This window comes from Paenibacillus xylanexedens (genome assembly GCF_017874615.1).
Classification (GTDB): Bacteria; Bacillota; Bacilli; order Paenibacillales; family Paenibacillaceae; genus Paenibacillus; species Paenibacillus xylanexedens.
Genome location: NZ_JAGIKV010000002.1, coordinates 387622 through 411227 on the forward strand (window position 1 = coordinate 387622; position 23606 = coordinate 411227).

Genomic DNA, 23606 nt, shown 5'->3' on the forward strand with positions numbered 1-23606 from the left:
ACATAATGAAGCATAGACAAGAACCACCTGGAGACAAAAATATAATCGGCTCCCGAGTCGTAGCTATCCGTAAAAGCAAAGAAATCAAACAAAGAGAGTTCCTCGCCAGACTGCAAACACTGGGCTTGGATATCAGTCAAACCAGTCTTTCGCGTTTGGAAGGTCAATATCGTCTTGTTCAGGATTATGAAGTGGTGATGATTGCCAAGGCTTTGGAGGTTTCTGTGGGGTACTTACTTGGGGAAGAAAGGGATTGGGTATAGCTTGTGAGATGTGCTATACCCATAAAGGTTCAGTCTAGATCGTAGCCACCCAAGTATCTAAACTCAGGTTGACGCACTTCTGCTCCGAAACATGATGAAGTTGAAACTATAGATTCTATGAATTTATTGTAGTCTTGAATATAGAAATCAAAATTCAATTTTTGAGAAGCTTCTAGAATATTGTAATCAGTGTCTCTTAATGCCTTTTTAAGTAGTCTGAAATTGATGACTTTATATATACTTCTATCTAGCGAGCCACTACCAATACTTAGATTAGTTAATGCAAAATAAAAAAAATATTTAGGCTTGGCATTAAAGTGATGCCCAAAAGCTTTTTTTAGTAATGTCTCAGTATTAGACTCCAGTTCTCTTTGATAATTTGGTAATTGTATTTCTAATGCTTTTTTGAGTGATCTATCTTTATTAACTATTTCAGTTGGGGTGTATGGTTCGGTGATCCATTTAGCTTCAAAACAAACAACAGTCTCACTATTCTCATCATAGACTAGATAATCGATATCTGTAGAACCTATTTTTAATCCATCATTTTTAAACTTAAAGTCATTAAACAAAATGTTCAGCTTTGCAGTGAATATATCTTCTCTTTTATAGTCATCGGTCTGAACTTTCAATTTCATTTTTTGTTTAAAGCCTATGTGTTTATCAAATACTTGTAAAACATACCTTTCTATTTGAAAATCGAACAACGTCGTTGGAATAATAATATACTTCCCATTTGCTAATTTAATAATTGGCTCAGTGATGAATGATGAGTGGATAGTTTGTTCTTTCTTAATCCCATTGTAACTAAACATCTCCAACAATAAATTTAGCGATTTCTCATCTAATTTTTCTAAAGGCCATTCTTCAAAATTCAATTCTACTATCTCAATATTTTTGAATCCATTGTTAAAAGAAATATGTCCCTTGCTCTTTGCACAACTTTTGGCATAGTCAATATTACTCTTGTCAGTTTTATAAGCTAGGATGTATATATTCAACCAAAATTCCTTTATCTGCGCAATTGAAATGTCTAACATTGTATAATCGTCTGGAAGACTTATATCAGTGTTTAATATGCTTTCTGCATTAAACTTATAAGGATCATTTCTGTATTTTTTTTGGTGTTGACCTTTCCGCATCTTATTTTCAAATTCCTTACGATTGCTCTGTATATATTCAGTGATTAATAGATGATTTATGTTTTCAAATTTCTCTAAATCCTCACTTTTATATTTGAATTCCACACTATTTTTATCCACTTCGACGACATTAAATATATTAGCATAATTCGATAAGAAGGCAGAACTGCATTGTGAGACTTCAATTGCCCTAATGAAATAAGATTCTAGTTTATTTTCTAGTTTATAAAGATCTATTTCTTTTATTTCTTTGTCCTCAATAAATTCCTCGTTGGAAACCCAACTAATTATTTCACTAATAGTGTATTTTAATTTAGAAGTGTTTTGAATATGCTGACCTTTACTGAATAAATGATTATAATAAAAAATTTCATGTAATTTGCAGTAAAGCAAAATTGTATTGTTGCTACCGGCGTAATCAATTATATCAGTTTTGAATTCTGCGCGAACTTTATCGATTTCAGCAAATATCCTCGAAGATATAGAATCTATTAAATTATTATCCATATAATTAAACCCCTGTCTTTAATATATAGTTCTACAGCCAATATATAAATTAAGAAAGAAATGTGGTAACAAGTTAAATTATATTTAAGTGGTCTCAATTTTCAAGATTTTCTTGTAAAGTTCTTCAATTTCTATAAATCTACTATTTGTTTCAACAGAAAAATTAACTGAATCGGTTAAGTAATACCACTTAGCATCTATCGGGTAATTTAAATACCATCTTTTATTTTCTCCATCTTCTTCAATTTCTATAAATACATATTTATTATTCAAATTGGAAAGTGCATTGTCAAAATCAAAAAAACGGGATATTAATCTTCCAACTGGCATTAGAATGAATATTATAATTATTAAATACATAATAGAATTTAACCCTAAAACAAACAACAATATTGAAGTTGTTGGCTTTTCTATTTCATTTAGAATAGATGATAATTGAGTTCCTACGTAATATGTAGGGAGAACATAAAAACTGGCTGATAAAATTAGTGAAATAATGAATATTACAACTGATAATACTTTTGGCATTGGCCTAAGAATATCGTTCAACCTTTTATTTTTTACCTCAATCATAGCTAACATAAAGATAAATATAATCAATAATAATACCGCCCATATACTTCCTATTATAGGATTGAACATAGACTTTTTTGTAAAGACACTAAATGTCATTAATAACATAAGACTAAGTATAATGAATATTTCAAATAAATACTTGACAATTTTAATTGAGAATCTCTTTTCTTTTGATAACATCTTTATCTCAACTGGATTTGATGTGATCAATGTGATGGGTTTTATTCTCATGATTATAAATATAACGGTAAAAATAACACTTGGAATACCTGCTATTTTTGATATTTCTTTTAATATTTCCTCCATATTCTACTCCTTTTTTGGCGAATTGTTGAAGAGACAGAAACGTATTTCCAACTCGGACGGCCTTTCCCAATGAAATTATTCTCGTTGTACTGAGAACACAAACGATCTGCTTCAAGAGTTCTCCCGTATAGAAATTGAAGACCTTGCCTCTCACTTGATCTCATCAAAACAAAAGAGCGCGTAAATACTTAGTGGAGAACTGCTCAAAAATCCTTTCAGGGAAACTCTCCCATCTTCATTGTTGTATTTCTTGCCCTCTTGTCCAGAGGTATCTTGCGGAAATTCTTGTTCCTTCTCTACCAATCACAGAACACGTAACTTTCTCATTAAGTCATGTCCACTTTTATGTAATAAATCTTAAGATTTCTCTCTCCACGTATTATTGTTGTCCGGTAAAGTTGATTTTTTTGCTACCTATCTTTCCCTTAATCCCTATAGAGACCCAGATGTCATCTTGTTCAACACTAAGAATTCGTGATGATCGCGAGGGTTTCGGAAATATCAATGAATTAATGGCTCAAAACCAACTTTAGGGGTTGATCGATTTAAAACTCCAAGCATCTTCATCAATCATCGTTTAATGCGAAGATTATTAAAGTGAGAACTTCCCATGATTTGCGCCCGAAGACTGTCAACCACTTAATTATGAGATAGAACCCAAGATTTGATCATTATAGAGTTTCCCATAACATTCTTATATTCACGAACCCGGAGGGGTTGTCTGCTAACATGCTCCTCGAAACCCATTTCTCAAACCAAGGCTCCATCGAAGCCTACGCTTAAATCTTACGTTACGCTAATTCCCGTGCTCTAAGAGTTAAACAATTACTATTTCCTTTGAATTAAATTTTCTATCATCTGTTTCATCATTTCGGACTTTATTTTCTCATCTTTAGTATCCTCAATTAATTTAAAGGACAGCAATACGTTCTGAACATCTATTAAACTATCGTGATAACTTTTAAGTTGCAGAACTGTCCTACTGTACAAAAAGAACATTAATCCTGCTATCACTTCAACTACTATTCCTGAGGCTGTTACTATATAAGTTATATCCTTGAATTGCGAGGTAAAGTATGACACGCAAAGAGCACATAAAATTATTAGTATACCTAAAAAACTCATTATTAAAGAAGAAAAGAACGATTTCTTATTGCTGATTTTAACAAGATCATAGTATTCTTCTAAATTTCTTAAATTAATACTGACTAAGCTATCATAATACCTACTTGTTTCATTACTAGCAGACTTTTTCTCGAGTCGTTCTTTTTGAAGTTCCAGAGTTTTTATTTCAGCAGCTAATCGTCCTTGTTTTGTATCAGAAAAACTAGCTGCAAAAATTAAACCACCAATTACAATTAAAACAATCCCAATATAGAGAAACGTGTCAATAAATCCCGAACAAATAAGGATGCCTGTTATTGTTACTATTCCAAAAAAATACCTTAGCGCACTTGTTAACTTTTGATCTGTCTCTTTCTCTCCAATTAGCTTTTGAATTTTAGAATCAATAAAATCGAGACCAATTGCATCACCACTTAACTCCACATTATCAGTTGTCGTATCATTTATTTTAATCGGTATTTCAGTCTCTTCGCTCATGTCATTTATCCTTTACAGTGATTTGTCATAACGTTCCTGTATTCACGACTCGGCGAATGTCGGGCCAAGTTCGTATGCACTCAGCGTGAATATATTGATATATGATGTCAACATCTTCTCCGATATACTTTAATTTTTAATTCCATCCTTAAGATTCTATGTTACTGATCCAGATAAGTACTTTTACTTCTTATACCAACTCTGATATTTGGTTTCAGCTGCACGTTGATAACCACTCTTTTTAGAATTGCATTCTTTACATAATAACTGGATATTAGTCACATCATTAAATCCATATAAATTTAAGGGAACGATATGATCGTAATTCTCTTGATTTTCTAAAGATAAATATCCACTTAAGTCTTTCCCACACTTTGTACATGCACCTCTATCTCTAAAATACACTGCTCTTTTTACCCATGATGGAATGCTAACACGTTTTAACTTGTAATCTGTTTTTAATATAGGTTCTAGAGAATTCTCTTTTACAAATTCCATTGCAAAATCATCTCCGTCACACATATTTAAGTATGAAGAGAAAATCTCATTGAATTCTTGTAAGAGTTTTCTGTTCAAAAATAAAATATAAAAGACTTCCTCCCCAAGTAATTCAATGACCTTATAGTATCCTTCTAAAAGAACCAACTCTTGATAATAATCTTCAAAATGTCTTTCTTCTAAAATATCTTCTTCCGAGTCATTCCACCATTCCATAAAAGATAAATGATCTACTCCGTATTCTTCAAAGATATGTTCTAAGGGTGTAATATATCTGGGGTTATCAAAATCAAAATGCGATCTATCAATACAATTTGAAATTTTTAGTTTTGAATACTGCTCCCAAAATAGTGAATCAATAATGAATTCAATGAACGCATGCAAATTGCTTCTTTTTTTGAAAGGCTCTATATAATTCAAAACCCCAGAGTCGCCAAAAATACTTTCCAGGTTCATCAAGTAGCTAGATGGATCTTCAATAACACCTTGTATCACATTTGCATAATAATAAGTACTTATGTACTTCATATCAATGTAGCTCATCGATATCAATTTCCTCCAAAACAAGTTGAATTATATGTTATATAACTTTTTTAGTACTTTAGTCGATTTCCTATAACGTTTCTGTATTCACGAACCGACGCATGTCGGATGCGTGAATATTATGTTATATGCTGCCTGTGTTTTCAAATTCAATATTTAAATTAATCTTGCATTTGAGTTACACTAATTACAAGGTTTGATTGAATCATTGTGACACTTTCCACTAAGAAGTATTATTAATTCAAGAATCTTTGTTTACGTAATTTTCAAGAAAGTCCTCTAATTGTTTTTCTTCCTTATTACGATCTTCTTCAATTAATCTCCTCCATATACTTGGAGCGTCAGATTCATAATGATCCATATACTCCATCTTATGAATTAGTTCATCTAAGAAAGCGTATGAATCTACATCCAATTCTTCGCTTACTTTTGACGAAAAATCATCTAAATCATTAAGTATATATTCATGTCTTTTCACTAGATTTTCTGCCTTTTCAAGTAAATATTTATCAATACCGAATGCTGAAACAATTAAATCTTTATCTCTAAATGAATAATTAATAGCTATAGAAAACAAACGCATTTGAAGAAGTATACGAACTACTAGAGTGTAGAAATAAGGTTCTTCTAACTCATCTTGAATAGCTTTAGAAAGTGTTTTCAATTGTTTGTTAAGCTTCAAATACTGTGACAAGAATACTGAAGATAATTCTATACGACTTCTTACAGAATAAATATTTTTCACTAAAGTTGCTTTTTCCTGACCGTAATTAAACTCCTTCCCGTACTTTTTAGCAATCTCAAAACTCATAATCAGATTTTGGTCAGCATATGTCAGTTTTTCGCTTATATCTGCCAAAATATTATTGAATAGATCATTCGTATTCTCTTTTAGCTGTATATTAAGATGATCTAAAACATATATCTCTAGTTCGTCAATAAAATTATTAGGTGTGATAATGGAATTACTGCATTCAATGTCTATATAATCTACGATTTTATAAACTAATGGCGAGTATAGGTTTTGCAAGCTTTCCTTATTTTGTTTTTCTGTATCACGATTACGTGTCAGTTTATGTCCTAAATACTGCCCAGCAAATGCAGCACCAAACGCGCCAGATATGGTTAATAAAGGGGTAAGATCAGCCATAGAAATACTCCTAAATGTATTTTTTTGTTTTAGGAAAAAATCAATACTTTGTATTTTCCTATTCTTTCAAGTTGCATATAACGTTACTGTATTCACGATCCAGCGTATACTGGGTGTCCGACGCATGTCGGACCCAGAACGTATGCCCGCAGCGTGAATATTATGTTATACGCTCTCCCTGTCTTCGCTGTATATACTTCAAGCACTTTAAAATGCTTTACATGAATTTCTAAAAAGGTAATTGAACTCTTTGTATAAATGTTTTATCATCACTTACTGTCTGAACATCTATATAAGGATTATTGAGATAAAAAATCGTATTATTTTTTTGTCTACTCATCTCTTCGAATAATACAATTTGTCCTTCTAAATCATCCTTTCTATATTTTCGGTATTTAAGTAGATTATCATTTCCGTAAGAGTTTTCTGCTTTATACCTTGCAGAGTAATTTTCTTCTTTATTTCTTACAAGTATCGTTTCAATTTCGCAATTTTTAGACCAGATTTCTTCATCTATTTTATTCAAAAAAAGGATTTGAATTTCATCAGGTAAATCTTTATGTTTTTCTTCTGATTCAAAATATACAACCGAGTAGTCACTATTGGGGCTATCTAGCATTTTTTGTTGATGTGCTTTTAATTTAATACTTCTATTCTCAACATACTTTTCTTTTACATATTCATCTTTTAAAATTCCCAAAAATTCTTCAAAAGACTTCAATGTAAATTGATATATTGAATCTAAATAACTAATAACATCCTGACTTTGATGCTGTATATCCTTTCTAAAGAAGGGATTTATTTTTGTTACATTTTGCGAGCCAATAAGGTCCATAGAGACTTTAAGATAAATGTCGAGTGTATGTTTAGATCGGTTATTGAATGCATCTATATAACTAAATTCAGATGACAAATTAATATCGTTATACCATAATGACATACCCGGGAAATCATTAGAGTAGGTTTGTTGATTAAAAACACTTAACATCTTCGGGAAATCAACTGTGTCAATTTTTTTTGCTTTGTTGGCCAATAAAGCCGCATTGGAAACTTGAGCCATCGAATCAAAAGAGTTTCTAATGTATTGAAAAAAATCTTTTGTTGTTTTGTTCAGCAAAAAAACAACAGGTACTTCTATATTTGAAACCTTGACCTGAAAATCGGGAAGGCCTTCTGTAGTGATTGAAACTTTCTTAAGCTCATTTTCTTGATGCATTAAGTCATTGAACAAGTTATTTTTCCATTCATCATGCTCATTCGACATTTTTTCTATCAAGTCAGAAATGAGATCTCTACAATATTTTGCAGTTCCAATGGCTTTTGAAGTATTTAAAACAAATTGCCAAGCATCATAAATTTTGTGATTATACAAATCCATTTCAAGTGTTTTATCAATCATTGGTAATCTACCTCCTTATTTTAAACGCATTTTGATATTATCTTTATTCTTTAGGGATTGCGTATAACGTTTCTGTAATCTCGACCCGACTCATGTCGGGTGTCCGGCGTATGCCGGACCTAGGGCGTAAGCCCTCAGCGTGAATATTATGTTATAGGATGTCAGCAGCTTCTATGAAATGCTCAATATAATAATCACTACAGTATAGGCTTTTCAATATTTAAATAGCTAATTTCGCCTCTTGTATTACAATTGGCAGTAATTAAAGTTAGCTCTAACCCCTTCCTACATACAAAAGATATAGCAACAGAATCCCCATAAGAAGTAATTGAATAAAAATCGATAATAGTAACAGGAACATCGAGCATTGAAGATATGTCCCTTTTCACTTTTCCTAGCTTAATTTTCATATCATCAATTTCAATCAAGTTGTCTTTACCTTTATACTTTTCAATAATTTCTTTGAGTAATTTCTTGCCTGCAACCGTACCTATAGCACCACCTGTAGCTTTACCAATAACCATAATAAGAGCTGCTAAAGAAAACGAGCTTGCGCCGGTATTACTCAGAGTTGCTCTCTTATTAATTATTTCGTAAGCTAATTTTTGATCGTCCAATTCCTCTATAATAGGATGTTCACTCAAATCAGCTTCAATAATCGTAATATTGAGAAGATCAACATCCTCATTTTCATTATTATCTTCTATAGCTTTAATTTCAGATCCTTCGATTCTTATTGTTTCATATTTAACTAATTTAAAATGGTCTTTAAAGCATTGATTAATGCATGTCAAAGTTGACTGATAGCCATCAAGAAAATCTTCATGGTTGTCTATATCTTCAAATCCAACAGTAAATTGCAAAAAATTAATATCAAATTCTATGTAACTTCCATGGATATTATAACTTGTTTGAAGCCAATCTCCTTTACATCTTATAACATCAATTTCTAATTGTTGGAGCAATTCTTCTGTGACAGAAATCTCGGTAATAAAATACTGTATCTTCAATATTTCTTTGCGATTAATACTTTTTCCATCATCGCCTTCCGGCATATAAGTCATGTCACTTGAAACAATAACTTTAATTAACTGCATTTCTTTCAAACCTCCAATAAATTCAACTATAAATCATTAAAAATACCGCTTTGAAGTTCAGTAATTGGACTTTTATATTTGCTTTCGCTAATTTCCTATAACGTTCCCGTATTCACGACGCTTGGCGTATGCCAAGTGTGTCCGGCAGCCTTTGCTTCCCTAGAATGCTTCTGCCGGACCGAGGGCGTATGCCCGATGCGTGAATATTATGTTAGACGCCGTACCGACTTCCTTGGTTAATCAAGTTACTCCTTTATTTACTTTTAGTCTTCTAAAAAAACTCTTATTCAAAGATATCATCTTCATCATAATCAAAGTCATTCTCGGCAACATGCAATTCGAATTTATCCATAATTGCCTCTATGTCTACACCTAATGAAGATAAGTAATTAATCTCTTTCCGATCTATTCCTGTCCAAGATTTTCTCCAGGCTTTCTCAAAGTACAAGTTTATGTCGTTAATAATCATAATGTATCTTAATAAACCCAAGTAGTTTGTTGGCTTCTCTACATATTTATTTATGTCGTCTCCTATTATTCTATCTATATCCGCTAACGTATATATTCCATATAATTTCAATTCATTAACTATCCTTTTACTTCCTTTATTGAAGGTGCGTTCTAATATATTTTTGTCAATAAGTGATCTGAATTTATTATTCAGATAATTTCTTAAAGACGTAGTATTGATTGATACATTCAAATCATCATTTTCTACTTTATTCTTAACTTCTTTATCATAAATATTTATTTCCTTTGCTAAGTTATCAAATTCTCTATCAACTAATTCTAAAGTAGCCGCTGCTAAAGAGAACCTTCTTTGAATATCATTTTCCGTAGGTAAATTACCAATAAACTTATAATTTCTATCGTGCGAGATATCTGCCCAAGCATGCTCAAGTATAGTTCTAACTTGTATTTCAAAAGTTAATTCTTTAAATACGCTATATTCGGGCAATCCAAGTCTTTCGTCTGTTAGCTTGGCTACATAATGGATAGATCTATAGCCTACCTTATCATTTCCAAGTTCCTTTGTTTTATCTACACTATGATCAGGGTCAATATCAAACAATGGTTTAATTATATCGCAACATTGTAAAACCTCACTTTTAACAAATGTAATAATTCTTATTCCAGCCATATCTTTAATTTCATTTTTGGGATTTTTATATTTTTCTTTACTGGCCTTTTTTGAAAAGCTCTCAATGTCTTTTGCTCGGCTTGAAACTGTATAATATGAAATTCCTGAGCTATTTAAAACTTCTCTTATGATTGACTCAACCTTGCTTGCAAGGTTTTTGTATGTAGGCCTTACATTCACATACCATTTAATAATCTCATCTATATTTTTCTCGCTATTCTCCATTAATGAACCTCCCATTTAATATGAACTTCCTACGGTATTGCGTCTAACATCTAATTTATGTACTTCGTAAATACCACACACCCCGCCTGATATCTGAATTAGGTATATGATAACCTATGCTGTGGTATTTGCGAAGAAAAAATTGGCGAATAAGGGATATTTATCAGTTTTCTTTCATTCACTCATGTCCATACGATCCAATGGGCTTTGAATACGCTCATTTCATTCGGATTGAAACAATCCACTTCCATATAACGGAAAATGCTGATAAAATATAACGAATGATGAAGTTGTTTCATGCAACGGTACTGTTAGTAGTACAACATAAGGATGGTGTTTATTTGAATAACAAGATGTTATTATTTAGCGTTGTCACACTTTGTATTCTAATATTATTGGGTTTTCTCAGGTGGGACAATCTTGAGTCCAGCGCAGACTTTCATTATAAGTATGATCGATGGGCAGGTCAGAAATGGGTAGATTTCTATCCGCCGCTAGCTGCTTCTTCCAACAGCATGGAGTTTCCACTTATATATAGGGATGAAATAAATCAAAATGATATAGATAAATATTTAGGAAAACAAGCTCTCTCTGGAGAGTTAGTGAACAAGTGGATTGAACGAACAAAGTTAACGGATGGATATATAGGTCTGTTATTATTGAATATTCTAGTGGTCATTTACAGTTCCATTAAAATATTTATTTTGAGAGACAAAAAGTAGGATGATTTTGATACCCCTTTAATATACAGAGGCATAAGTCGCCAAAGGGCGTACTCACACAAAGGCAGCAGTCCCCAATAAGGAACTGCTGCCTTTACTCCTTTTAATTGACCCCACTTAATATTTCACTTATCTATAGAAGTCATCCACGAGCCATTGTAATGTTTGAAATATCTACATTCAGCGTTTGCCACTCTAAACATACAAATTCCATCCCACAATAAAAGCAGCCAAGATAAAAGCCGAGATGCCAGACATGATGTACATCACCTTTTTCTTTTTGCTGTAACTACTCTTCCGCAGTTTGTAAATAAGCAAGCCAAGATACGCCACTGCTAGAACTACATAAAGTAGGTTAAACATTAAATTGATCCGTAACGAAGAATAAGCAGGATAATTTGGAAACCTCAACTTCGTTTGCATGATGAAAAGATTAAGAAAGAGTGCCACACCTGCAAAATTAATGGCAAGATGATATTTATTAAAATTGGTGGTAAGATTTCCTCGTTTATTTAGTTTGTTAAGAAGCATCAAGATTAGATAGCCAATTAAAGCACATAAACTGAAAATGGCGGCAAGCAAAACAGGAATAAAAGATATTTTAATCAAGTTCACCTTTAGATTCGATACTGGCAAGTAATCAATGTAAGGAGTGACGGAAGTTTTCTCAATAACCCCATTATTCTCGACAACATTATAAGACTTTGCTAAATCAGCTTTTGTGAATTTCCTTATATCAAGGGCTGTAAATAAATTAGTAAATCTAGAGGCCGCCCGTCGTGCGGATTGAAAATATCCTCCCCCCTCAGAAGTAACTCTATTAGAATTGACGTTATCACCGAAAATCTCTTTAGTAAGTCCATAATAATAAATTTCCTCAAAAGACTGGTTTGTCATGACAACCATCCCAAATTTAGATTCGGGATCAAAGACAAGTTTACTAGAGAATCCTTTCAAATTCCCCTCGTGCATCAGTGTAGGCACCCAGTATTCCATCTCAACGAACCCATGCGCAAATCGCGGAGTAGAAGTCCCCTCATAATATAGACTTGTTGACAACATTTCGTTCAACGTATCCCTGTCCTTAAATAATACATGGCTATCATCTACAGGCATCAACGCTGCAAGGAATTTGCCTAAATCTTCTGCTGTCCCAATCGCTGCCCCTGTAGGATAAATCGTTACGTATACTCTGTTCTCAGGGATCAGTTTCAAATCTTTTGTATACCCTTCAATCTCATTTCTTCTATGTACTAGGTCTGGATGATCTTGCCCCGTTGGATGAATTGAAGTGTCGTTCATATGAAGCGGTTTAAATATATGTTGATTGACATACTCATAAAAAGGTTGGCCACTTATCTCTTCCACGATGTAATCGGCTAGACCAACGCCATAGTTCGAATAACCCACTATGCTATTCCGTTTATAGATCTGTTTTGGCTCATATTTACGCAACGTTTCTCCCAATTCTAACGTTTCATCCTCGGAGTAATAAAACACCTCGGCCGCTGTTTGATCTTCCCAACCCGCATTGTGATGCATCAGGTTCATTAGGGTAATTGGATCATCATGTTTCAGCTTTTTGAAAAATCCCTCTGGCAGATATTCCTGGATATCCGTCTCCAAATCAAGCTTTCCTTGTTCGACAAGCTGCATCACACTTGTATAGACCAACAGTTTCGAGATGGAAGCCCATTCAAAAACAGTAGAGGTATCCGCCTTTCGCTGATTCTCAATATCTGCGTAACCATATGCCTTATTCACAATGGTTTCACCATCTTTGATAGCCACAACCGAAACGGCAGCGGTGTACTTCTCATACGAGGCAACATAAGCATCAATCGTTTCCTCTAACTTGGATAAAGGAATTCTGGATGGTGTAGTCTCAACCTGTTTTTCTTCAGCGTGGGCAGGTACCGCTATTGCCATAATGATAAATATGAATGACAGAACACAAGCGATTACTTTGTTAACCGTGTGATATCCACGATTCATCTGCATTAGCTTCTCTCCTTTTATATTAAATGGCAATTACATCTCTTGTTTTCGAGTATGCGTTTTCAAAAGAGTCCACGTGACTCTAAATTATTTTCAAATGCAATTACACTCCATTTAAGAGATAGGTCGGAGAAGTTCACCTTTCCAATTAACGATGTTTATTTCTTTGTCTTTCAACAGGCACCAATCAATAATTTTTCCTATCAATTTTGGCGTGATGGTCTCATCGCTCCATTTCGGTGTTAGTACTCTTCTGTATCCTATATATTCTAACGTCCAGCCTTCGAATTCTTCTCCGATGATGACTATATATGGGGGATTCTTCTTAATACTGTGTTGTCCCACTTCATAAGTGACGATTAACTTCTTATCCTCAGAAACGATATGTAATTTGATTATTCCTTCATCGTCAATATCCGGTTCAACATACCAATAAAATAATCGATTAGAGCGAACGATTTTACGTTTATATTTTTTTCTTACGCCCATAACTCACCTCACATATTCCTTTTTCCTTTGATCGCAGTATTTGGTATGTTATCCAAGACACAGCTAGAGTAGCTTTAGGATCTGTTATTAAAATCACACTAAGATTAAGGAGTAGTACTTTTATAGAAATCAATTACTCTATCAAAGATCTCGCTCTCTCGTTTTTTTATGTCCGGTAACGTTTCGCAATGCTTTACAATATGATGTATATTCTCTTCTACAGTCTCTGCTTTATGAATCCCTACATATCCTGGTACCAGTTCATTAAGGTAATGGAAGTACCTCATTTGAGGTTCAATCATGCACAGATGTTTATCAAAATTTCTTCTGGATCTTGTCTGATCCATCTCCTTTCGCTTGCGCAGCTCATCTTCTTCAGCCCAGAATAGTACATAAGCATCCGGTAATGATATTTCATTCTTCAATAACTTCTCTCTAAAAAAGTTCGCTGTTTCATCTAAAGATAGGTGCTCAGAACCATATATCCAGCTGTACCAAATCTTAAATACATCGCCATCCAAAATCACATACTCATGTTGTTGATTCTTCTCATATGCTATATGCCATCTATCGATTTGTCTCTCCAGCAACCACATCATAAGTTCCTTACCTTCAAGTTGAGGAGCTTCACAAAGGAACCCTGTTTCTGGAACAATAAATGCATCATATTGTGTAGCGAACTGCTGACAAGTGGTACTTTTACCTACAGAACTGGCACCTTCGAGACAAATTATCGTCATTCAATTACCTCCAAATATTACTCACCAAATGATTAATCAACCTTCACTGGCTCTTAAGCGATCATGTTGAATTTATATTAGACTATGTATTGTAGATTTCTTTAATCTTTAGCCATGTTTCATACCAAAATGTTTTTCGTTTAAGAGGTTTTATTACCTTAATTAGGACTTCTTTTCTTTTCAAATAAATCGTGCCATCCACTTCAATGAGTCCATCGCCAAATGCAAATACAATATCCTTGCAGTCTTTGTGATAATGGGTCTCTCTTGTTTCTGACCACTCCGCTTTATCAATAGAATGCCGTTTTCTCATTATTTTAAAATCCTCCTTTAAGGAAACACCACTAATTACAGCAAAACGGAAGCCTCCCACATCATAAACACTTTGTTATCCGATATTGATGAGCCTTAAGGTTCGTTTATTCCTATGACTTGTTCAATTGCTATATTAAATTCTTTAACATTAATGTTTAACTTGATTATTCCTTCTTTATCAAGCCCTTTTGTATCTAATTTAAAAGTACCTGTCAGTGCTTCCGAAGTATTACCATCAACTTTCTTATTTATGTCCAATTTAATGTCTCTATCAATTAATCGCTCCTGAATCTCCTTACTTATAATCGGTTCAACTGTTTTTAGGATTATTGATTTATTGGTTCTATTCCATAGATTGAAATGATATGTTACGACTGTTATACCTTCATCTTCTTCGCTCCCTCCCAGTCCAATTGATATCAAGTTTATGTTCAACCCATTCTCAACAGTTTCATCCGTCTTTACACTGCTTGAAATACAACCACTTAGAGCTACTATTATTAAAAGAAATATTAAAATCATTGAACGCTTTTGATTCTTCAATTTGGAAACTCCTTTAATTTTTCTCTTCATCTTGAAGATCCCTATTTGCAAGTTCAAGTGCAATCGCTAATCTAATCCGTGGATATTTCCTAAGTCCTTTTAAATAGGTATTGTCTAGTTGTTTGCTTTCAATTATAGGGGTTTTAGGAAAAAACCTCTTTTCAAATTTTGATTTATTAAGCGGGAATATGATATTATACGAAACCACTTCTAACTTAATCTGAACTTGTATATTCTGAAATTTTGTCAAGTGGCCTCTTGCTATCGCATAAGACTACAGAGGTCTCAATTTGTCTTTCTGGAACATTCCAATAGGTATTTAATAGCTTTTTCTTCTCATCAGGTGATACCAGTTTAAAACCATTCTTTAAGTAAAATTTCTTAGCCCATTCAGCTGAGTCCCATGTCCCTATTAAGATCGGTTTATTTGTTAAAGCCACCATATGAGATAAAAGCTTGGTACCTATTCCGCTATTCCGTTGGTTTGTTCGTACATATGCGTGTCTAATTAAGCATACATCACCCTTATCTTGAATTCCCATAACTCCTAATAATAGATTTTTTTCTTCAAATCCCCAAAATACTACACCATCGTTCATTTCGCACTTTAGCTCTTCCAATGTCATATAAGGCTCATGATACCTATCGTCAGGAATTACTCCTTTGTATGCCTTTGCTGCATCATTAATAATCTGATACATTACATCCGTATCCATGCTTTTACACAATCTAATCATGTAATTAGCCTCCTTATGGTTTGATGTCGTTTCGTAGATGCTAACCCACCACCGGCTTAAAAGCACCCGAAAGGGTGCGGCTGCATGAGCACAGTTAGTTGGTGCGGGGTTATCCGCCTATATCCATAGTCTCTCACGAACTCATTATAAATTGTATTTCGTTTTCATTCTTTCATATAATTTATAATCCGTATTTCTATTTACAATCTCTCCAATTAACTCTTTCCATCTATTTTCAATCCACTTAGGACTTTGTTCTTTTAGAATATCCTCGTTAAATTGACTATCGATATATTCCAAATCTTGTTTAAGCACTCCAATATCCTTAATCAGTTGATTTCTCGATTCTTTTTCTAGCGATATCTTATTCGATAAAATTTGGTCTATGATTTCTACTCTTATATACGTATACATATCTCTAAACACACTATAGATTAAATAAGTTGATGATAATTGATCTTCCCTGAAGTCGGATTTCAGAAAGACGAATGATTCTTCACCAACTTTCAAAGATACCGCCACATTTCCTAAGGCATGTATGACTGTTTCCTTCGAAGAGCCGTCCTCTAAGCTTTTTATCACATTATCTAAATTAAAGATGGATTCTTTTATACCCATTTGAGTTCCATGATTTAGTTTAACCGTGTATTCAACTTCTTGATTATCTTTGTACGCTTTGAACTGATAGTTGAAGTACATGCTTATTACCAATCCAACCATTAGTATGATTATTGCTATATTTTTTTTCATTGAATCCCCTCCTAATAATGCCTGAACTACGTATATGATAACCCATATTGTTACATTTACGAAAGGAAATTGGCGAATAAGGGAGATTTATTAGTTTTCTCAAACCCTTATCCAATCGATCCAATGGGCTTTGAATACGCTGAATATATGCAGGGTTGTACAGGACGCGAGTATGCAGTGGAACCTTTCGTTATAGTAATAAAACAAAAAGGTCCTTCTTCATCCCATAGGGAATCCGACGACCTTCCGATGTTTTTGAAACATATCAACTTTAAAAAAGGTAGAGCGTATCGCTTCGCCACATCATCTGAATGTCATAACTTCGTGGATTGATATTCAGGCTTTCTACATTACAACCCTGTGCCGATCTTTGTTGCTGCAGAATCTGCATACCACTGTTCGAATATCTCAGCTCAGCATGCTGTGCTCCCTCCGGTCTCTGAAGTCCTCACGGTCAGCTTCCTCCATTCTGTGAATGTATCGTCGCAATGCTTCTTTATGCGCCTCCAATTCATCCATTCGACTGGATGTCCCGTTCAGGAAAGATTGCATTTTGAATCCTAGCGTTGTGGCAGCATTTCCTGCCCAATCTTGCTCCAGTCTACTATGTATTGAACGCATCTTCTGCTCCTGCTGCACTAAGCTCTCCTGTAACTGCTCACATTGATGAACGGCTCTTCTCAGATCGGATAAAGATACCGATATTCTTCCCATGTCAATTACCTCCCGTTAAGAACTGGTCTGCTTGAACGAAATCTTCGTGCTTGCGTTCAATGTACTCAGCAATCTCGCTGATGGATTCCTGATACCAACGGTTAATTCGTTCCAGTGTCGCCGCAGCTTCGTAAGCGATTGACGTGAAGGAATGGCTTTCACTTGTGGAAGTATAAGCCTCGAACATTCGGATGGAAGCTTGTGCATCATTGGAAAACCCGCTCAGACTAAGGCGCATTTCCTTGGCTGCCTGTGCCAATTCCTCCGGCGTTAGTCGGATTGTCCCACCACCTTGACCTGACTTTCCATTGGATACAGCCGCAATCAAGGGAGCCACCAACCCGCCAACGAGGTTTGACAAAGCCATCCGTGATTCCTGATAAGCATTCCAGCGTGGTGAGATGTCAATTTGTTTCCCCGTGGCGCGATCGATAAGTGGACCGACCAAGTTTCCCTGTTCATCAAACTGATACTGGTTCATCGAGTGATATCCTTTGCCTTCTTTTTTGGAAAACGAGTCCATCAATCGAACAATATTACCGACCTGAAACTTGTCTAGATCGATATCAATTGGGAAATTGTATGTTACTAACGGGCCACTGGGCCCCATTGGACTAATAGGCACCATGAGCTGGAATTGCAGCCTCCAGTTTTGGTACATCGCATTGGCCGAGTCAAAATCCTGGCCTTTGTAGTACGTGCTGCCAACATGTCTGTCATATTCAAAAAGTCCTCCTGCACCTACTGAATCGTTTGGCTGAACGATGTTTACCACTTTTTTATCATAGTAACCTTCGTTCACTTTCGCCAAGCTTGCATCGTCTAGCAGATTGGTTACACTCGGAGCACTGTATGTCATGGCCGACAAATCCTGTCGCGCTGCCACATATTGCGCTAAACCACCTCCAAGCGAATGTCCCGTAAGAGAGATACTTGCGTCAGGATATTTTGCTTTGACTTGTTCATAAAGCACTTCCGCCTGATGAAATTGATTGTTCTCCCAATTGATATCATCCTTAATGGATTGAATAAAGCTTTTCTTGAAAATGTTATGATGATTAGGGTCAGTTACGGCATCCTCCAGTTCTCTGGTGCGTCCACCTAAAACATCGAACACGTCTGTTTCGTAATCGGCTGCTCTCCCAAGCCAGCTCCCACCTGGCTCTGTTCCGCGGTAACCGATGACAATCTGATTCGTCTGATTGTTGTGGAGGATGACGGAATCGAAACCCGACACTTTATTGTGGAGCTCGGCACCTTCAGGTTCAATAACCTTCCATTGTGCATAATCTCCCTCATCTTTAAGTGGTGCTCCGGCAGAAACGTTGTCCTGGTAGGCAAGGTTAGATATTTTCTGATACAACTCGTCGCTTATGTAATCGTTCCGCATAAATACCTCCTGAATTGAACATTCCGATATGATTATGTAAACTAGTGATAATTCAATCTTTATAGTATATTAATACCATTCTATAAAAGTAGAGGTGTCCCTTTTGAGAAAACCTATCTTCTTGTTTGTAATCTTAATCATCTCATCACTCTTGCTTGGAGCATGTGCCTCCGAAGAAGAAAAGATGATTGTGTCCTCCGCCGAGAAGTTCGCTGCAAATTATATTCTCGAAAAATACGGTGTAACCGTTCGTTTTAAAGAGTATAAATTCTCTCCTCCCGATCTATCCAATTCGTTAGGCCTCCATGGCTACATTGAAGGCGATAAGAAAAAGAAGGTATTTGTTCTGGTAAATTACGATCCATTAAGTGTCGAGACACTATCGCTTCCTGAAGGAATATCCAAGAAACCAAATTCCAAATAGAGAGTTGAAGTATATTTTTAAAACGATCAATCGATATAAACGCTTTTGAAACTATAGGGAATATATGGATTGTATCTTTCGTCAATTACTTCTGTCAACGTTCTCCGCAACAATAAAATGAAGAAACAAATGCGACCTACATAATAGAATGATTGTGTTCTTAAGTTAAGATACACCTCTGTTTGAAGAAGTTCTCCACTAATTCGATGAATTCTGAATATACAGAAATAGAGGGAGTCACATCAGAACTCCCTCTCATCCCAACAACGCCTGTTCAATCTGATCCACTATCCCATTAACTCCTGTCGGCCCATAACAGCCGATCCATGTTGCAGCATCAACAGAATGTACACACTGTTGCTCACCCCCATCCAGCATTCCCAAAACCCTCGTCTCTGTCGCAGATATCCCATCCTGCATAAGCTCATTACTCAGCAAAAAGTAGTGGCTAGCTTGTACTGCAGGTAATCTCTCAACGGAGATATGATAGGCCGTATCGGAGGAATCTACCACAAACAGCGGAACGGGCAGACCCAGATCCCGGTACAGCACAGCGCCTGTGCGATGAGCAGCAGAATGGACGCGCACGAGGGAATCCAGTGGACGAATCAATGCCACGCTTTTTCCTGCCAACACCGGTGCCAGTTCCTCAGACAGCAAAGACGTTCGACGGTGATAATCCGCAATAATCTGCTTGGCCTCTGCTCGCTTGCCTGTCAGTTCACCGAACAGACTTAGAATCGTCTGCCAGTTTTCGTTACGCTTGAACATGAGTACTGGAGCGATCTGGCTTAACCATTCATGATGCTGATCATGCACCTCGGTGCAAATAATCAGATCCGGCGCAAGTCGCTCTACCGCCGGAAGATCGGGGTATTCATACGTACCAAGTAATGCTGTATGCTGGAGTCCTGCCCGGAGTGATTGAGGGAACGTTAACGCGGTACTTCCTAGTCCGACACTTCCTACCGGTGACAAGCCCAATGCAAGCAAATGATCAGCATATTGCACATCGAGAACAGCGATACGCTGTGGTATTTCGGTGACGGTGTACTCCCCGCGTATATGGCAGATGACCGGGCCTTCGGCTGATTCAAAAGAAGAAGCTGTACGATTTTGCAGCAAAGCATTCGCATAGTCTGCATCTCTTCTCGAAGCGGCAGCATGCCGGTAATGTAGCGGTGGGACACCATGATATTTTTTAAATGCCCTACTGAAGTAATACATATCGCGATAGCCCATTTTGTCCGCAATTTCACCGATGGACGCATCCGTATGACGCAGCATGCGTGAAGCACTTTCCATACGCAGCTGAATGACGTATTCCATCGGTCCAAGCTGCTTCTCTTGTTTGAAGCGGCGCTGCAGCTGTCTTACACTACAGCCTGCCAGGGCTGCCAGCTCTTTTAGCTCCAAGTTTTGACGATAATGCGATGTGATATAAGAAGCGACTACATCCACCATGTCGGACTCCGCTCCCCCTTGACCACGTTCATACTCCATGATCAGCTCGTAGATCATTCCTTGGAGCAAAGCGTTCGCATAGAAACGTTCCAACCCTTCACCGCGTCGCCATTTGACAACGATTTTTTCCGCGTTTTCGATCCATTCCGCATGGGTTGCCGAGTTTTGAACAAATGACCTGCGCAGCGGATGCTTGCGATATGAAGGTACAACAAGAGAGGCACCCTCTATGGAAGAAGCCTTGTACATAATGACAATATAATGAATGTCCTCTGATCTGGCCGTCAGCGTAAAGGATGATCCCTTCACCACATGACAGGCAAAAGAAGCTCCAATGTGGCAACCCTCGCCATCCATTGCAAGCTCCCCTTCCCCTCCATATGCCAGCAGCAGCACACTTGAAGTTAAATCCGTTTCGTGTAAAACACTGCCTGTCTGCAAAGTACCGCTATCCCCGTCAAGCATCTTGATCGTTGTATCACTCCATAGACTTGTCTGTTCTTGCAGCGGCATTTCTCTCATCTCCTGACAATAGCAAAGGTAGAATTCTTGCTGTTGTCATTGTAATTGAGATTCTTTCTCATTGTCAATTTTCGGACATTTGAGACAATATTCGCCTGACATCTGGTAATAGAAACAGCAGGTAATTCGCTCGCTTTTGGCAACATGCACATTGTCCTTACAATCGGTGAAGCGCGTCAACGGATTCTTTCTTACACCGAACACTTGCCCGGATGCCACCTGCGTCAGATATGAAAAGTCCTCTCGAATGATCTTACTTTCCTGCTCAGTCTCGGCTTCATCAGGAGCGAATAGTCGGCCGATACGTACCATGATATTCTCCCAGAGAATACTCATCGAAAGAGGCGCAATCGCAGCAAGCGTCTTTAACAGGGGTGTAAGCTGTACTGCAAACATCTCCTCGACCACCTTTTCCCGCCACACTGCCCTGTCTCCCGTTAGTCCTTCAGCCTGAAGTCCATTCACCGCTAGAAAAGGAAATCGTGTGCCGCCCTCATGATCTGAGAGCGCCGGATGATAGAGAAAGCTGTTTTCCAGCTGAAAGGTAACATGCTGATGATGAAACGTCATCGCGGTCACGAGCGGAGTCGTCCACAGATAACCAAGTCGTTTGGCTAACATGGAAGCAGCAACCTTCATATCAGGCGCATCGATATAGTTCTGAAACCAGCTGATATACTCTCGACACGCCTCTTCGTCATGCAACTCACTTAGAGCAATGGTACGGACACTATGTTCAGGCGGCTCACCGAGCAAAATTGAATGATCCTCTACCGTCTCTTTCCATAAGTTTGTCGAGAGATATAGGTTCATATTAGTTCGATCCGAGCAGGGCTTCCGATGCCTGATCTACGATAAGATTGATGGCAAGCGGTCCGTAGTATGCAATCCAAAGTGTTGAGTTTACGGCATACGTGCGGTTATTTTTCACAGCATCAAGGGACTTCCACACTGGATTACTCACCATAGCCTCTGCCTCTGCAGCAAACAGCTCATCCGACAGCACAAAATAACGATCTGCCCCAATGTCAGGAACCTTTTCCATGGAGATTTCAACAGAGGTATCATCCTTGATCTCTTTAACGAGCTCAGGCATATTCAAGCCCAAATCATTATACAAAATGCCGCCTGTACGATGCTCGATGCCATGGACACGGATACCTTCTTTACGCGGACGAATTAGAGCGACTGTCTCATCTCCCATTTTCTCTGTCAGCTGTGCCTTCAGACCAGCAACTTTCTCCTCATAGGCTGTGCGCACTTTCTCCGCTTCGTCCTGCTTGTCTGTAATCTTAGCGACCGTTGCTAACGTATCACGCCAGTCTTCGTAGAAGTCGAGTACCAGGGTAGGTGCAATTTTGCTTACACTCTCATACTGTTTCTCCTGGAAGTCCGTCATGATAATCAGATCCGGGTCCAACGCTACAATCGCTTCCAGATTAGGCTCGTCCCGTGTACCCAGAACCTGTACGTCACTCGGCTGATCGCCTAAGTACTCTGGAAAATCGGTGTTGCCTCCAGCAATAACACTACCAGCCGGCTTCTCACCAACCGCTAACATCTGATCCAGAAATTTAACATCAAGGACTGCAATTCTCTGTGGTTTTTCGTTTAGCGTCAGCTCACCCTTCATGTGTGGGATCGTTACGGGAAAAGCTCCATCTGTCTGTGTTTCTGCATTCGCAGGTGTCTCCGCTGGCGTTGCCGCAGATTGTTTACCGCTATCTGTACCTGTTCCGGCACCGCAAGCCGTCAGGACAAGAATAAGGGCTAACATCAAGCCCATGAATAATCGTGATTTGTGAGCAGCATATGCCTTGCTTCCGGCAGCCTGCTTCTTTGTTCCTTGATTCATGATGAATCCCCCTTATGTATAATACTGATAATGATTTTCATTATCGAAACATAAAGAGAGTATAAACGATCTCTGCATTGCGTTACCATGTACTTTTGCGACATTTGAGCCGGACTAATGCGACATCGTAAGCCGCTTATCCGCCCTTTAATGTTTCAGTGATATATGCTTGCAGTCGGTAAATGTCTGAAAGAAGCTCTTCTTCCTCCGGCGTATTTCCATACTCCCCTAGCCAGCGCGGTGTGCGGATATGCCACTCGTTAGACATGTATTGTTGTTCATCCCGATACGCTATAATGTGCTCCAAGAAATATTCCAAAGAGCCAAAGGATTGTTTATGACTATCGTTGATAATGGATTGTGTTTTTTCAATGATTGCCTGTAACATTTGTTGGATATGTTCTTCCGGATTCTTAGCGTTAATTTCCATCGGTGACCTCCACCTATCTCTACAAAAAAAATGAATTAGTATATTATTTAAATGAGCCTAATAT

General features: G+C 37.0%; 24 protein-coding genes. 3 read left to right on the forward strand and 21 right to left on the reverse strand.

Translation table 11 applies throughout. The annotated features are described in order from the left end of the window. Positions 1-5: 5 nt before the first annotated feature. Positions 6-263, forward strand: coding sequence for a helix-turn-helix domain-containing protein (locus J2Z28_RS04165; RefSeq protein WP_211081293.1), 258 nt, complete (start codon positions 6-8; stop codon positions 261-263). 29 nt (positions 264-292) lie between these two features. On the opposite strand, the gene J2Z28_RS04170 is transcribed toward J2Z28_RS04165, so the two are convergent. The 8 genes from J2Z28_RS04170 to J2Z28_RS04205 all read right to left on the reverse strand — a co-directional run bounded on the left by J2Z28_RS04170 (position 293) and on the right by J2Z28_RS04205 (position 10449). Continuing rightward, positions 293-1912 (reverse strand): hypothetical protein, encoded by a 1620-nt coding sequence (locus J2Z28_RS04170; protein WP_211081294.1) that lies wholly within the window; start codon positions 1910-1912, stop codon positions 293-295. 84 nt (positions 1913-1996) lie between these two features. Further along, complete coding sequence (locus J2Z28_RS04175; protein WP_211081295.1) at positions 1997-2794, reverse strand: hypothetical protein; 798 nt, start codon at positions 2792-2794, stop codon at positions 1997-1999. An 828-nt stretch (positions 2795-3622) separates the two neighbouring features. Further along, positions 3623-4396 (reverse strand): TRADD-N-associated membrane domain-containing protein, encoded by a 774-nt coding sequence (locus tag J2Z28_RS04180; RefSeq protein WP_211081296.1) that lies wholly within the window; start codon positions 4394-4396, stop codon positions 3623-3625. A gap of 183 nt (positions 4397-4579) precedes the next feature. Further along, positions 4580-5437, reverse strand: coding sequence for an HNH endonuclease (locus J2Z28_RS04185; protein ID WP_211081297.1), 858 nt, complete (start codon positions 5435-5437; stop codon positions 4580-4582). A gap of 241 nt (positions 5438-5678) precedes the next feature. Beyond that, positions 5679-6587 carry a hypothetical protein gene (locus tag J2Z28_RS04190; RefSeq protein ID WP_211081298.1) on the reverse strand — a complete coding sequence of 303 codons (909 nt, stop codon included), beginning with the start codon at positions 6585-6587 and terminating at the stop codon, positions 5679-5681. A 229-nt stretch (positions 6588-6816) separates the two neighbouring features. Continuing rightward, positions 6817-7986: a hypothetical protein gene (locus J2Z28_RS04195; RefSeq protein WP_211081299.1), complete on the reverse strand. Its 1170-nt coding sequence runs from the start codon at positions 7984-7986 to the stop codon at positions 6817-6819. Between the two features lie 197 nt (positions 7987-8183). After that, positions 8184-9083 carry a hypothetical protein gene (locus J2Z28_RS04200; protein ID WP_211081300.1) on the reverse strand — a complete coding sequence of 300 codons (900 nt, stop codon included), beginning with the start codon at positions 9081-9083 and terminating at the stop codon, positions 8184-8186. A 283-nt stretch (positions 9084-9366) separates the two neighbouring features. Then, positions 9367-10449, reverse strand: coding sequence for a GTP pyrophosphokinase (locus J2Z28_RS04205; RefSeq protein ID WP_211081301.1), 1083 nt, complete (start codon positions 10447-10449; stop codon positions 9367-9369). 341 nt (positions 10450-10790) lie between these two features. Between J2Z28_RS04205 and J2Z28_RS04210 the strand changes: the two genes are divergently transcribed. Next, positions 10791-11171: a hypothetical protein gene (locus J2Z28_RS04210; RefSeq protein ID WP_211081302.1), complete on the forward strand. Its 381-nt coding sequence runs from the start codon at positions 10791-10793 to the stop codon at positions 11169-11171. A gap of 195 nt (positions 11172-11366) precedes the next feature. Here J2Z28_RS04210 and J2Z28_RS04215 read toward each other — a convergent pair whose 3' ends face one another. The 9 genes from J2Z28_RS04215 to J2Z28_RS04255 all read right to left on the reverse strand — a co-directional run bounded on the left by J2Z28_RS04215 (position 11367) and on the right by J2Z28_RS04255 (position 18847). Beyond that, a complete protein-coding gene (locus J2Z28_RS04215) occupies positions 11367-13172 on the reverse strand; it encodes a serine hydrolase domain-containing protein (protein ID WP_211081303.1) in 1806 nt (601 codons plus the stop codon). A 111-nt stretch (positions 13173-13283) separates the two neighbouring features. Further along, complete coding sequence (locus tag J2Z28_RS04220; RefSeq protein WP_211081304.1) at positions 13284-13658, reverse strand: hypothetical protein; 375 nt, start codon at positions 13656-13658, stop codon at positions 13284-13286. 104 nt (positions 13659-13762) lie between these two features. Further along, positions 13763-14398: a P-loop NTPase family protein gene (locus tag J2Z28_RS04225; RefSeq protein WP_211081305.1), complete on the reverse strand. Its 636-nt coding sequence runs from the start codon at positions 14396-14398 to the stop codon at positions 13763-13765. A gap of 82 nt (positions 14399-14480) precedes the next feature. Continuing rightward, the gene (locus tag J2Z28_RS04230; protein WP_211081306.1) at positions 14481-14711 is read right to left on the reverse strand and encodes a hypothetical protein; all 231 of its coding nucleotides are present in this window, start codon (positions 14709-14711) and stop codon (positions 14481-14483) included. A 95-nt stretch (positions 14712-14806) separates the two neighbouring features. Beyond that, a complete protein-coding gene (locus J2Z28_RS04235; RefSeq protein ID WP_211081307.1) occupies positions 14807-15286 on the reverse strand; it encodes a hypothetical protein in 480 nt (159 codons plus the stop codon). A gap of 185 nt (positions 15287-15471) precedes the next feature. Continuing rightward, on the reverse strand, positions 15472-15993 hold the full coding sequence (locus tag J2Z28_RS04240; protein WP_211081308.1) for a GNAT family N-acetyltransferase: 522 nt from the start codon (positions 15991-15993) through the stop codon (positions 15472-15474). A 144-nt stretch (positions 15994-16137) separates the two neighbouring features. Next, positions 16138-16743 carry an oxidoreductase gene (locus J2Z28_RS04245; protein WP_211081309.1) on the reverse strand — a complete coding sequence of 202 codons (606 nt, stop codon included), beginning with the start codon at positions 16741-16743 and terminating at the stop codon, positions 16138-16140. 408 nt (positions 16744-17151) lie between these two features. Then, positions 17152-17457, reverse strand: coding sequence for a WXG100 family type VII secretion target (locus J2Z28_RS04250; protein ID WP_211081310.1), 306 nt, complete (start codon positions 17455-17457; stop codon positions 17152-17154). Between the two features lies 1 nt (position 17458). Then, on the reverse strand, positions 17459-18847 hold the full coding sequence (locus J2Z28_RS04255) for a Tle-like phospholipase domain-containing protein (RefSeq protein ID WP_211081311.1): 1389 nt from the start codon (positions 18845-18847) through the stop codon (positions 17459-17461). A 103-nt stretch (positions 18848-18950) separates the two neighbouring features. On the opposite strand from J2Z28_RS04255, the gene J2Z28_RS04260 reads away from it, so the two are divergent. After that, positions 18951-19271, forward strand: coding sequence for a hypothetical protein (locus J2Z28_RS04260; protein ID WP_211081312.1), 321 nt, complete (start codon positions 18951-18953; stop codon positions 19269-19271). 255 nt (positions 19272-19526) lie between these two features. Here J2Z28_RS04260 and J2Z28_RS04265 read toward each other — a convergent pair whose 3' ends face one another. The 4 genes from J2Z28_RS04265 to J2Z28_RS04280 form a co-directional block, all read right to left on the reverse strand. Then, entirely contained in the window at positions 19527-21248 is a 1722-nt protein-coding gene (locus J2Z28_RS04265) for a helix-turn-helix domain-containing protein (protein WP_211081313.1), read from the reverse strand. Between the two features lie 45 nt (positions 21249-21293). Continuing rightward, the gene (locus J2Z28_RS04270; RefSeq protein ID WP_211081314.1) at positions 21294-22070 is read right to left on the reverse strand and encodes an IucA/IucC family C-terminal-domain containing protein; all 777 of its coding nucleotides are present in this window, start codon (positions 22068-22070) and stop codon (positions 21294-21296) included. 1 nt (position 22071) lies between these two features. Next, on the reverse strand, positions 22072-23112 hold the full coding sequence (locus J2Z28_RS04275; RefSeq protein WP_211081315.1) for an ABC transporter substrate-binding protein: 1041 nt from the start codon (positions 23110-23112) through the stop codon (positions 22072-22074). 136 nt (positions 23113-23248) lie between these two features. Next, complete coding sequence (locus tag J2Z28_RS04280) at positions 23249-23542, reverse strand: hypothetical protein (protein ID WP_211081316.1); 294 nt, start codon at positions 23540-23542, stop codon at positions 23249-23251. Positions 23543-23606: the final 64 nt, after the last annotated feature.